Source organism: Cuneatibacter caecimuris (assembly GCF_004216775.1).
Taxonomy (GTDB): domain Bacteria; phylum Bacillota; class Clostridia; order Lachnospirales; family Lachnospiraceae; genus Cuneatibacter; species Cuneatibacter caecimuris.
This window is the reverse complement of record NZ_SGXF01000001.1, coordinates 23993-36245: the sequence shown is the minus strand read 5'-3', so window position 1 is coordinate 36245 and position 12253 is coordinate 23993. Positions and strand designations below refer to the sequence as shown.

Here is a 12253-nt window from a genome sequence, read left to right as displayed (position 1 = left end):
TCTACTAATATTATATGTGTGGATGAATGAAAGAAGGTATATTGTGCGAAAACGATTAGAATATTATGCAGTTATAATTTTATGCCTGGGAATTATGGGGTGCGGAAACAAAGTTGAGCCTGGAACTACCGCACAGGAAAGCGATACTGGGATATCCTCAGTGCAGGAAACAACTTTCACCAGTGGCGAAACAGAAGAACAAAAGACAGGGAATCTGGTATCTGTGAAGGATGCAAGAGAAGATATAGCAAAAGCACTGGATGCCCTGCGTGACGGAGGTTATTCTAATTTATCCGGTGATCTTTCGTTTGTACAATTTCCGGAAGCGGATAGTTTTTCTTCGATTCAGTTAATTTATGAGAGAGATGAACAGAGTATTCTGGAGTATGCAGAGGAGGCCAAGAAATTTTTTAGTCAATTCCAAGATATTACAGAAGAAAATGTTATAATTATCTTACCAGATGGCAAAAATATCCCACTTCCTACTGCCAAGAAAAAATTAGAAAGTGGAGAAGAAAATTATGATGATGCATTTAGCATCATGTATATCCCAGAGGATAATGGCCGGGAAATGCAGTTTTTGAGAATAAAATTGTATACTTGGACGAATAGAGGGGTAATTGCGGGTTTGGATGATGAGATTGTTGCACATCCAGAAGTTCATCCCTACGAAGGGGAGTATTATGATCTTAGGAATCATGAGATACCGAAGGTCACCGTACAACTGTTGGATGGAGAAGTCAGCATTGATGAGGCAATTGAAACCTTTAACCAGGAAATTAATGAAAATTATTACCTGGAAAATCCCAATTCTGACCTTACTTTCCAGGTCTGTGGTGTACAGGTTAGTCAAATTACAGAAAAAAACAAGGCTTATCGTCTATATGCGCGCCGCATTTATAATGGGATTCCATTTGATGCATTTAACCAGAGAAATTCTGCTTGGGCAGAATTGGAAAATTTTGAAGTACCAGAGATGAAAGTATGGTTTTCTGAGGCAATGATGATAGAAAAAGACAGGCTGGACTGTACTACAGAATGTGACAGAGTATGTAAGGTGGAAGAAAGAGGGGAGCCAATTACGGCAGTGCTGCCGCTGACGGAAGTGTTGGGAAAATTATCAGAGGTGCTGACAGAAGGATCATCATTCCAGGTGAAGAGTATAGATTTCACATATTGCAGTGATCCCTCAGATGAAGACGAATTTGAAACAATATTTAGTGGACGCTTCACTCCTTGCTGGAAAATTACGCTCCAGAATGAAAAGGATAAAAGTGTAATGAATTTTTATATAAATATATTAACCGGAGAGATTCGGGGATATAAAGAGTTACAAGGATAGAATAGTCATTTTTGTTTGTGGGTGCCATATATCCAAATAGAATTTTATGAGTATTTGACAGAGATAAAAGAGCAAAATGAGTTACGTTGGATGTGAGTCTAACGGAGATTATATTAGACTGTCTGTGAAATAGTTGGTTAAAAAACAGAAAAGAAAGAGGGGGATATAATGATGTGGAAAAAAAGAATTGGAGCAGTGGTTTTATCGTTAGTTATAGTGATCTCGACATCAGTTGTTTCGATGGCAGCGGTTGATAAGATGGCTGTAGATCTTGAACAGGATAATCTGGCAGGAGTTCATAGGATGAGCGTTTCAGGTAGTGTGAATTATTATGCAGGGGGTTATAGGGCAAAAATGACTGCAGTTAATAGACGGTCTGGAAATTATGCAATAGTTTATGTAACGAGTAATGTGCACTCAAATACTGCTGCATTTATTAGTGCAGGTGCACAAGACTTTATTGTTGCTGGAACAAGAACCCCTATATTTACTGCGCGGTTATCTTGTGATGGGGATGCCGGAGCATTTGGCTATATTGGTATAAAAACAGTTATAAATTAAACAAAGATGAAATATACACTGATAAAATTTTGTTCTGTGTTATCGGATGAATGAGAGTGAAAAGCAAAAAGAAACTATTTTAATTTGGGGCTGTTGTTTTGCGATTAAAAGTCGTGAAAGGGCAGCTCTTCAGTGTTTTACATAGAAATAGAAAATATATATTAAAATTTTGTTGATATATGGCAGAGGCAGGAGAGCGATATAAAATGAAAGATAACATACTTTGAAAGTAAATCTAATGGTGGGAGAAAGTACCAGATAGTTTCAGTCTGGAAAATAAATACCAGAAAAAAAGAAAAAGATATCTAGGGAGGAATGAGCAATGAAAAAGATTATTATTGCAGCTGCATGTGTTATACTTTTTGGTTTTGCAGCGTTTTTCTATTTTACATCTTCATCACATGTCCTTAGAAAGTCTGATTACAAAAATTTTGTACGCCTGAAAGAAATTGAGACAGACGCAATGAAATCATTAGATAAGCAATGCTATTTCGCCTTGGATCAGACAAAAACGAAATACACCATTTTGGAACTGACAAAGCCTTCATTTTTTAGAGCGCCGGTTCTTTCACCGTTGATAAGTGAAAAGCAGTTAGAGGAAGCTTCCGGCATGATTCCGCTGAGTCTGGATGGAGGTCAGTACATTAACAGATACGAATGTCTAATTTACTATTTACCCGTGGGGAAAATTGATGCGGACATGGAACTTCCCTATCATAATGTATCATATAGGACCTGGGAATTTGAGGAGGGGACTGTTCTGGCCTTCTTGGAGACACATAGACATGATGGTAATATGAGTTCAATAGAAAATGTGGATTGTGCGTTAAATAAAATAGAAAAATTATATCCGTCGTCCAGCACTGTTATAGGTCTTTTTAACTAGGGAGCATTGATTTCAGAAACAGGTCCGTCTGGAGACTCAGATCCGGAAGTATCAAAAAGCAGAATCCGGGGGAAACAAGAGGATGTTTGCCGGAAGCGTTTATCTGGAAGCCATGGAATGGGTCGGAAATCCGGCGGCGCAAGAGAAAAACAGTTGAACTTGCGATCAGTTTGTGCTATGCTTGTTGCAAAGCCGCAAAGGCTAATTTAACAGCGAGGTGAGCGGAAATGATTTATGATTCTAAAGAAAATCTGGATTTTTACAGAGGTCTGGGAAAGAATTATGAGACTGCGGTGGATTTCCTGCAGAAGACCGATCTGGAAGCCATTGAGCCCGGCAAATATGAGGTGGATGGCAAAGAAGTATATGTGAATGTGACGGAATATGAGACTAAAGCATGGGAGGACTGCAAGTTTGAAACCCATGAGCACTATACCGACATTCAGTATGTGATTTCCGGCAGCGAGGTGATGACCTACGCGCCCAAGAAGGACCTGACGGTGAAGACAGAGTACAACCCCGATAAGGACGTGACATTCTATACCGATGATGTGCGCGGAATCGATATGGCGACGCCTGCCGGGTATTACTGCATTTTCAATCCTCAGGACGGACATAAGCCCAAGGCCATGAACGGCAAGCCGGCTATGGTGAAGAAAGTGATCGTTAAGATCAAAGAGGACTGAGCAGAAGGATGAATTTCATACAGCCGGAGCGGAGAGCATCTGCTTCGGCTGTTTTAAAAACGATGACGGAGGGACCACATGGATTTGACATACAGAAGTACCAGAGGAGACAGGACGGCATACACCGCGTCCCAGGCAGTTTTAAAAGGACTTGCATCAGACGGGGGGCTTTTTGTACCGGATCAGCTGCCCAGGCTGGACAAGAGCCTGGAAGAACTGCAGGGCCTGAGCTATCAGGAGCTGGCCTATGAGGTGATGAAGCTGTTTCTCACAGATTATACGGAAGAAGAATTGAAGGCCTGCATCGCAGGGGCGTATGATGAAAAATTCGATACCCCGCAGATCGCGCCTCTTGTGGAAAAGCACGGCGCGTTTTATCTGGAGTTGTTCCACGGCGCCACCATTGCCTTTAAAGATATGGCACTCTCCATTCTGCCCCATCTCATGGTGACGGCTGCGAAGAAAAACCATGCGGAACATGAAATCGTGATTCTCACCGCCACCTCCGGGGATACGGGAAAAGCGGCCATGGCTGGTTTTGCAGATGTGCCGGGCACCAGGATCATTGTGTTCTATCCAAAAGACGGCGTCAGCCCCGTGCAGGAGCGCCAGATGGTGACCCAGAAGGGGAATAATACATATGTGGTGGGAATCCGCGGCAATTTTGACGACGCCCAGACTGGTGTGAAGAAGCTTTTCGGAGATCAGGCGCTGGCCGGGGAGCTGGCTGCGGCCGGATTCCAGTTTTCTTCCGCCAATTCTATCAATATCGGCCGCCTGGTGCCCCAGGTGGTGTACTATGTTTACGCCTATACCCGCCTGAGGGCAGCCGGGCAGCTGAAAGAGGGAGAACCCATGAATGTGGTGGTGCCTACCGGCAATTTCGGCAATATTCTGGCCGCGTATTACGCAAAGCGCCTGGGCCTTCCCATCGCGAAGCTGATCTGCGCGTCCAATGAAAATAAAGTTCTTTATGATTTCTTCCGTACGGGCTGTTATGACAGGAACCGGGACTTCATCCTGACAACTTCGCCTTCCATGGATATTCTGATTTCCAGCAATCTGGAACGCCTGCTCTATCTGGCCGGAGGCCAGGACGCGGAGGACAACGCGGCCAGGATGAGGAAGCTGAACCAGACCGGCAGTTATCAGGTGACCGAAGAGCTGCGCAGGAATCTGGAAGATTTTTATGGAAACTATGCTTCTGAAGAAGAAGTGAAGGAACAGATCGCCAGAGTATTCCGGGAGGAAGGCTATGTGCTGGACCCCCATACGGCGGTGGCTTCCTGCGTCTATGATAAGTATGCGGCGGAAACCGGCGACCACACCAAAACCGTAATCGCTTCCACGGCCAGCCCTTACAAATTTACCAGGAGCGTGATGGAGGCTATCGCGCCGGAAAATGCGGGTGGAGAGGACTTCGCTCTGGTGGACGAGCTGTCGGCGCTGTCCGGTGTGCCGGTGCCCCAGGCAGTGGAAAGCATCCGCACCGCGCCTGTGCTCCACGACCGTACCTGCGGCGTGGAGGAAATGAAAGCTACTGTAAAAGAGATTCTGGAAATCTGAAAAAGTTCAACTTGGTTGGCCTGCAGACTATTCTGAATTGTCCTGTGGGCCTTTTTAGTACCATAAAAGTGTAGTTGTTAGAGAGTAATTACTCCAACATCTACACTTAATTTGTATAATGAGGAAAGCAGTTGGTATGGCAAGGCTTTTTTGGATTATCACATCCGTTAATAAAACCGTCAGCCAACCACTTATTATATACATTCGCTTAGGCAGGTTGATATTCTATGGAGCTTTCGTGTAACGAACTAAACTGAATCGTAATAAGTGTGGGTTGTTTAACAATTGCTGATATTATAAATTTTGAATCAGGAGGTTATTGTGATCAGCGTAGGAATTGATGCTGCGAAAGGTAAAAGTACAGTGTGTTGATGACACAAATTTAAAAGACAATAAAAAAATTGAAAACCTGCTGGAAAACTATTGGCTTTTCTTAGCAGGTTTTATTGCATAGGAAATTGCGTTCCCTATGCAATAAAACCCTCCGGGGGATTGCACTGCGGCGTAAGGCTGAAAATAATTTCCTCTGAGCTTGTAATATAACAGGTCAGATGTTATAATGATCTTAATGGACTGTATATGTACCCAGTTTCGCAGATGCCGGAAGATTGTCTGCACTGCAAGAGAAATTGGAAAAGGGGAGGGAAAGATGCGCAAAGCCATGAAAAAAAGTGGGCGCCGTTGGTGGGTATGGGCGCTGATTCTGCTTATTTCTTTTGGAGTTCTTGGCAGTGGCTACTGGCTGTATTATCAAAGCATTGAACAGGCGGTTTATTCCACTACTTTTTCCTTTATGGAGCAGATTGCAGATCATGATCATTTGAATATCGTCAATCAGATGGACAGCAAAACTGAGTATCTCCGGGTGATTCTGGACAGAATCGATGCGTCCAGAGACAGCCGGTTTGAAGAAGTCATTTATAATTTGGGAGTAGAGGCCAGAACCACTTCTTTTGATACGCTTTATTTGATTACGGCAGACGGGGAAGTATACAGCAGTTCTTACCTAAAGTCCCAGTTTTCGGATATGCCCTGGGCGGAAGAGTTTGAGCGGACGGACGGCAATTTTGTCATTCGGTATGATGAAGACAGCCGGGAAAAATGGGGTGAGTTTCTTGTTTATGGCGTGCGGCTGACAACGCCGGTTTCTGCCGGAGAAAAAGAAATCAGCGGTGCGGTGGGGCTGGTTCCCATTGCGGAGATTGCGGACCAGATGCGGCTGGAGAGCTTTGACGGACAAGGAATTGCAGTAGTGATGCAGAAGTCCGGCGATATTATTACGGCAAGCCGGCAATACAGCACGCCGGACAACAATTTCCTGACTCCGCTGGAACACGCGCAATTCAGAAACAACGGTTCTCTGGAATCCTGCCTTCAGGCGGTGGAACAGGGGGAAAGCCTGTTCGTAGAATACAGCCTGGATAACGGCGCTTTTTATACCCTGTTTCAGTCTTTGAATCATCATGCGGGGAACGAGTGGTATCTGGTGGTACAGGTTTCCACGAAAGTGACGGAAGACCAGGTGAAAACGCTGATCTTCCGTTCGCTCCCTTTTTTCTTTGTGCTGGGCGTATTGATTCTGTTTGCTGCATCTTTTCTCTACCACACCACCAATGCGGCAAAGGTTGCCCGGGCTTCCGAGCAGGCAAAATCTACGTTTTTGGCGAATATGAGCCATGAAATCCGCACGCCTCTTAACGGTATTGTCGGGCTGCAGTATCTGATGCGCCAGAGTCTGGACGATCCTCTAAAACTGAACGAATATCTGAAAAAGGCGGAGGTGTCTGCGGCATTTTTGCAAAATGTAATAACAGATGTTCTGGATATGTCCAAAATTGAGAGCGGTCAGCTGGAGATCTATCCAAAAGAAATGGATTTGAAACGATTGATCGAAGAAGTACATACCCTCTTGGAAAATCAGGTGGAGAATAAAGGGCTGCATTTCCGCATTGACGTTCAAGGCCTGGAAGCGCCTCTTGTGCAGGGGGACGCCCTGCGGATCAAGCAGATCTTAACAAACTTGCTGGGAAACGCAGTAAAATTCACCCCTGAAGGGGGAGAAATATCCCTTACAGTGAGGCAGGAACTGACCGGCGGCGTGGCCAACACTGTTTTTCAGGTGGCCGATACAGGTTGCGGCATGAGCCAGGATTTTTTGCAGCATATCTGGAAACCCTTTGAGCAGGAAAGACGCGCTTCCTCACAGAACGGAACGGGCTGGGAACCACGCTGAGTAAAACTTTAGTAGAGAAGATGGGAGGGTCTATATCTGTGGAAAGCCAGCCGGAAAAAGGGACGGTATTTACATTTTCTATTCCTTTTCTGCAGGCGGAACAATCCGGAAATACAGCCGTGTCAAGTGATATGCAGAGGGAGGACCGGGGCCTGGAGGGCAAACATATTCTGGCTGCAGAGGACAATGACATTAACAGGATGATCGTTGTATCCATTCTGGAGGAGCAGGGCTGCAAGCTGACGGAAGCGCGGGATGGGCAAGAGGCACTGTCTGCCTTTGAAGCCAGCTCTCCTGGATATTTTGATTTGATCTTGATGGATATTCAGATGCCTGTGATGGACGGATATGAGGCCACCCGGCGCATCCGCGCGCTGCCCCGGCCGGATGCCGGGAATGTCCCGATTATTGCCATGACGGCCAATGCCTTTCGTGAGGATATTGAAAAAGCGCTGGCTGCGGATATGGATGATGTGCTGACAAAACCTCTGGATATCAAGCTGCTGTTCAAAAAAGTTGAGATCATTAAAGATCGGGAGGGACTATTATGAGGAAAAAGGGATTGCTCTGTGTTCTGCTTGCGGCATCGCTTTGCTTTGTGGCGGCCGGCTGTGAGACGCAAAAGATTGAAGAGCCGGAAAAAGTGACGTTGACAGTGAAAACTCCGCCCATTGGTTTGGGGAATATTCCAGGCACAGGCGAGGCAGAGGTCTATGATATGCTCGTGAAGGCGGCAGAACGCTTTCAGGCGCAGTATGACCGGTACGATGTGGATTTTCTGATCAGCCGTTATGATTATCTGGATGAGCAGACGCAGCTGGCAGACAAATACGGTACTCCGGATGCGGCCGATATCTTTTTTGCCGGTTCGTGGAATGTGCCGCTGTATGTGAAGCGGGGATGGCTGGTCCCCCTGGACGACATGATTGATGAGAGCCTGCGTTCTGATATCGACGAATCTATTTGGAACCAGAATTCCATTGACGGACAGGTTTATACTCTGCCGTTTCATCAGCTGCAAAATACATTGATGGTCAATCGGACTATGATGGAAAACGCCGGGCTTTCAGAATTCATACCGGAAGAGGAGTCAATCGCCCACTGGAGCACGGAAGAATTTAATCTGGTCTGCCAGAGGCTGGAGGAATCCCTGACTGCTGAAAATACTTTTGCATTTATGATGTACGCGGCGAACAATCAGGGAGACAGCCATATCATGACTCTGCTTCGGGCCTACGGCTGTCCGCTGTATGACAAAAACGGAAATTTTGCAGTCAATACGCCGGAGGGAATCCGGGCTTTAACATGGATCAAAGAGATGGATGCGAAAGGGATCACTCCGAAAGGCGCAGAAAACTTGGAACTTTTAGAGTGTGTAAACCTGTTTTATAATGGGCAGCTGGCTATATGCGTGGGGAATCTGACCAATCTTTGGGATGCCAGAAACAAGGGAGTGGATGTATTTGCCGCCAATTTTCCCGACTTGTCCGGTGCGGGGTATTGTACAAGCAGTTCCAACGGCTTTTGTATATTCGATAATGGAGACCAGAACAAGATCCAGGCTGCCAAGGATTTTCTTCGTTTTCTCTGCACGGATGAAGAAACCATGAAATATACGTTAGGCACGCTTCCGGTCAGCAAATCCGTGATCAAAAGGTATCAGGACGAAATTTGGATGCTGAAGGCCTATGGAGAGAACACAGCTGCTGTCGTTGACAATATACGCGGAAGCATCAACTGGCAGGGGGTGAGGGATGTATTTTACCGGAATATCAATGATCTGCTGATGGGGGTAAAGCCGCCGGAGGAGGTGGCTGCAGCCATTGACAGAAGCTGTAATGAAGCGTTGGAGAAGGGCCGCAGTAATATGGATTAAGACGGCCTGTATAAAATAAAGAAGTGGATCGGTGGAATAGGATGAAAAACGACATAATCCAATATGAACGGGCCTACCGGCAGCTGAAAAACAAGATTGAGAGCGGTATTCTGCCGGTAGGTTCGAAGCTGCCCGGGAGAGGGGCTTTGTGCAGGGAACTCGGGACTTCCGAACGAACCGTCCGGCATGCATTGGAGCTTCTGGAGCAGGATGGCTTTTTAGAAATTACGCCCAGGAAACGGCCGGCGGTAATATCATCCTTTCCCTCTCCGGCGGGGCGTGCGCTGCAAAATATGAGAAAGGCGGACAGCGCCCTGGTGAATGATCTGATGCAGACCGCTGATTTGCTCTGTTATCCTGTCTATTTACATGGATTACAGCTCTGTGAAGGTACTGACTGGCGGACGCCGGAAATGATTCTCAGTAAAATGGATCCAAACCGGCCAGAAGAATTCTGGCGGCTTTCCAGCCGTCTGGGACGATTTTTTATCGCCCGCAATGAGAATGAGCTGACCCTGCGCGCAGTGGACAGCCTGGGCTTTCGGGGAAAAGAGCCGCCGGCGGGAACGCCGGAAGAACGGGTGCGGTACCTTACCCATATCAAAGCTCTGTTTCGGGCTGTAAAAAGCGGCAATGCGCCGGAACAGGAGGTATTGGATGCGATTTTCTCGCAATATCGGATGATTGCGGAACAGGCAGGGGAATGCCAGTTCCACCAGCTGCGTTCGCCCTGCCCTATGCTGGCGGAGGCAGGAGGAGCGGGACAGCAGCTCAGCCTGACGCAGGAGAGGTATTCCACGGTTTGCCTGGACCTGTTGGGCCTGATTGCTATCGGCCGTTATCAACCTGGCGACCGCCTGCCCACCCATGCCCAACTTCAGGAATATTATGGCGTCAGCCGGGATACTTCTGTAAAAGCAGTGCGGATGCTGCAGGATTGGGGAGTTGTAACAGCAGCGCCCCGGCGCGGGATATCAGTGATGATGGATCTGGCGGGGCTGAAGTCCGTCCATATTACTCCGGAATCCATAGCCTGTCATGTACGGCGCTATCTGGACAGTTTGGATCTGCTGTCCCTGACAGCAGAAAGGGTGGCCGCCCATGCGGGGGCTTCTGTATCTTCTCAGGAAGCAGAGCGTCTTCAAGCGTCCATTTTGCGGCAGAGGGAGCAGGCCTGTGAGCATCAGTTAATCCCCCGCACCCTGCTGGATTTTATTACAGAGCATATCCGGTATGACGCGCTGAGATCGATCTATGAGATACTTGCCCGGAACTTCAGCATTGGAAGAGGCATTCCAAAACTGGTGAGTCCGGACATTAATCCACAGAACAGTGAGATTTATCAGCAATGTATTAAAGCTGTGAGTATATTGCTCAGCGGCAATGCCAGTATGTTTGCGAAGACAGCTGCGGAGGTGTATGATCAGATTCGCAGCCTGGTAATCACGGAGTGCGAGAAACTAGGGTATTTGGATGCAGCGATGCAGGTATATGATGGAAGGGCATTGTGGCATTAAAGAATAACAGGAAGGAAAACGAGCCGTTCATATGAAAAAAAATCTTCAAAAAAAAGAAGGCAAATGGGATATCTCTTTTGCTGTCATTACTCGCTATACAATCCTGTTTTGCCTGCTGATCATGATTACTGTCTTTATTGGCGGCGGCGTTCTCTCGGCCGGCAGGATGAAGACAGATGCCGAAACTTCGCTGGTTGCCGGCCATGCCCGGATCTCCCAGAGAGTCCGTGGCGCCGTCAGTCTGCTGGAATCACTGGCTGGTCTTTCGGAATATTACGACCCAGACATTCCTCCCATCGAAAAGGTGAAAAAACTGGATCAAATGAGTCCCTACTTTGGTTACATGATGATCTGTTATGTGGATTCTGATATTTATGTCTATTCCGACGGCTCTGAACCTGCCAGTCTGGCAAGCCGGGACTATATGCAGAAGCTGTTTTCAACCGGCAAACGCCAGGTGACGGATAGCTTTGCGGCAGGTGCTGACGGAGCGACTCTAAATTATACGGTGGCGGTACCGCTGCTGGGTGGAGGAAAAATCACAGGGTGCTTATTCTGCGCGATTTATTTTGATGAAATCGTGGAAATCCTGAGACAATCGGTGGGAACCGGCGGTTCGGAAATTACGCTGATCGGTACGCAGGGGCAGATCATGTCCTCTACAGCGGGATTTCCTTATGGGGATTCTATTACAGAGGTTATAAATGACAGCGTTTTGTTCGGCGTTACGGCGGATTATCTGGAAGAACAGCTTTTGGCAGCCCGTCCAGGCGCTTTTTGGAGCTTGCGCAATGGAAACCTGTATTATACTGCCTATCAGCGGGTAGAGAATACGGGATGGGATATTTTATGTTCAGTCAGTTTCTGGACTGCATATGAAGAGACGCTCCCTGCTTTGCTCCTGGTAGTTGGGCTTTCAGTCTTATTTTGCATAGCATTTTTAGGATTAGTGAGACGATATATCGCCGGCCAGATGAAGACAGTAGATATACTGGTTCATTCGGTGGAGGAACTGGAAAACAGGATTTACAGGGATGAGCGTCCGGAGACAGCTGATTTTCAGGAGGTTCTGCGTCTCACCAGCGACGGTCTGACAGACAGCCTTACCGGTGTGGTCACCCGTTCAGTGTTTTTAAGTCAGGCGGATGTCCTGCTGAAAAAGGCTGATCCTCAGATGATACAGGCTTTGTGCTTTGTGGATATGGATAATTTGAAATATCTGAATGACAGCTGCGGCCATGCCAGCGGTGATATAGCGCTGAAAAGTATCGGATACATTCTGAGAGAGTATGAGAAAAAATACCAGGGAGCAGTGGGACGGTACGGCGGGGATGAATTTGTCATGCTGCTGACCGAACTGGATGATGAAAAAGAGCTGCGCAGCGTTTTGGACGAGCTGGTGCTGCGGCTGCAGACGAGTATTCAGTCTGGCGGACAGAGTATTCCCGTCCAATGCAGTATCGGGGTGGCTGTTTACCGGCCGGGCACAGAACTGGAACAAATGATTGCAGAGGCTGATGAGGCGCTTTACTACGTAAAGAAAAATGGGAAAGGCTATTACTATATTCAACAGAAATGAGGTGTGC

10 protein-coding genes and 1 pseudogene are annotated in these 12253 nt (G+C 47.0%); all 11 read left to right on the top strand.

Annotated elements, in window-relative coordinates; genetic code table 11:
• The first annotated feature begins 43 nt into the window (after window positions 1–43).
• The 11 genes and pseudogenes from EV209_RS00175 (at window position 44) to EV209_RS00135 (ending at window position 12246) form a co-directional block, all read left to right on the top strand.
• Complete coding sequence (locus EV209_RS00175; RefSeq protein WP_130431879.1) at window positions 44–1342, top strand: hypothetical protein; 1299 nt, start codon at window positions 44–46, stop codon at window positions 1340–1342.
• Window positions 1343–1510: 168 nt separating this feature from the next.
• Window positions 1511–1903, top strand: a complete 393-nt coding sequence (locus EV209_RS00170) for a hypothetical protein (protein ID WP_130431877.1) — start codon at window positions 1511–1513, stop codon at window positions 1901–1903.
• 322 nt (window positions 1904–2225) lie between these two features.
• Window positions 2226–2789, top strand: coding sequence for a hypothetical protein (locus EV209_RS00165; RefSeq protein ID WP_130431875.1), 564 nt, complete (start codon window positions 2226–2228; stop codon window positions 2787–2789).
• Window positions 2790–3016: 227 nt separating this feature from the next.
• Window positions 3017–3475 (top strand): NanQ anomerase/TabA/YiaL family protein, encoded by a 459-nt coding sequence (locus tag EV209_RS00160; RefSeq protein WP_130431873.1) that lies wholly within the window; start codon window positions 3017–3019, stop codon window positions 3473–3475.
• A 78-nt stretch (window positions 3476–3553) separates the two neighbouring features.
• Window positions 3554–5041 (top strand): threonine synthase, encoded by a 1488-nt coding sequence (thrC, locus tag EV209_RS00155; protein ID WP_130431871.1) that lies wholly within the window; start codon window positions 3554–3556, stop codon window positions 5039–5041.
• 661 nt (window positions 5042–5702) lie between these two features.
• A complete protein-coding gene (locus EV209_RS00150; RefSeq protein ID WP_207220557.1) occupies window positions 5703–7274 on the top strand; it encodes a sensor histidine kinase in 1572 nt (523 codons plus the stop codon).
• A pseudogene (locus EV209_RS17015) lies at window positions 7259–7351 on the top strand (ATP-binding protein); the annotation flags it as partial. The gene EV209_RS00150 and the pseudogene EV209_RS17015, both read left to right, overlap by 16 nt.
• 42 nt (window positions 7352–7393) lie before the next feature.
• Window positions 7394–7825, top strand: a complete 432-nt coding sequence (locus EV209_RS16445; RefSeq protein ID WP_207220556.1) for a response regulator — start codon at window positions 7394–7396, stop codon at window positions 7823–7825.
• On the top strand, window positions 7822–9150 hold the full coding sequence (locus tag EV209_RS00145; protein WP_130431869.1) for an ABC transporter substrate-binding protein: 1329 nt from the start codon (window positions 7822–7824) through the stop codon (window positions 9148–9150). The genes EV209_RS16445 and EV209_RS00145 overlap by 4 nt, the downstream gene beginning before the upstream one ends.
• A gap of 41 nt (window positions 9151–9191) precedes the next feature.
• The gene (locus tag EV209_RS00140; RefSeq protein WP_130431867.1) at window positions 9192–10667 is read left to right on the top strand and encodes a GntR family transcriptional regulator; all 1476 of its coding nucleotides are present in this window, start codon (window positions 9192–9194) and stop codon (window positions 10665–10667) included.
• 31 nt (window positions 10668–10698) lie between these two features.
• Complete coding sequence (locus EV209_RS00135; RefSeq protein ID WP_130431865.1) at window positions 10699–12246, top strand: sensor domain-containing diguanylate cyclase; 1548 nt, start codon at window positions 10699–10701, stop codon at window positions 12244–12246.
• The last annotated feature ends 7 nt before the right edge of the window (window positions 12247–12253 follow it).

Excerpts from the sequence above, each read along its gene's own strand:
- EV209_RS00165 (WP_130431875.1), top strand. The coding sequence starts at position 2,226 with ATGAAAAAGATTATTATTGCAGCTGCATGTGTTATACTTTTTGGTTTT.
- EV209_RS00150 (WP_207220557.1), top strand. The coding sequence starts at position 5,703 with ATGAAAAAAAGTGGGCGCCGTTGGTGGGTATGGGCGCTGATTCTGCTT.
- EV209_RS00145 (WP_130431869.1), top strand. The coding sequence starts at position 7,822 with ATGAGGAAAAAGGGATTGCTCTGTGTTCTGCTTGCGGCATCGCTTTGC.
- EV209_RS00170 (WP_130431877.1), top strand. The coding sequence starts at position 1,511 with ATGATGTGGAAAAAAAGAATTGGAGCAGTGGTTTTATCGTTAGTTATA.
- EV209_RS00160 (WP_130431873.1), top strand. The coding sequence starts at position 3,017 with ATGATTTATGATTCTAAAGAAAATCTGGATTTTTACAGAGGTCTGGGA.
- thrC (WP_130431871.1), top strand. The coding sequence starts at position 3,554 with ATGGATTTGACATACAGAAGTACCAGAGGAGACAGGACGGCATACACC.
- EV209_RS00135 (WP_130431865.1), top strand. The coding sequence starts at position 10,699 with ATGAAAAAAAATCTTCAAAAAAAAGAAGGCAAATGGGATATCTCTTTT.
- EV209_RS00140 (WP_130431867.1), top strand. The coding sequence starts at position 9,192 with ATGAAAAACGACATAATCCAATATGAACGGGCCTACCGGCAGCTGAAA.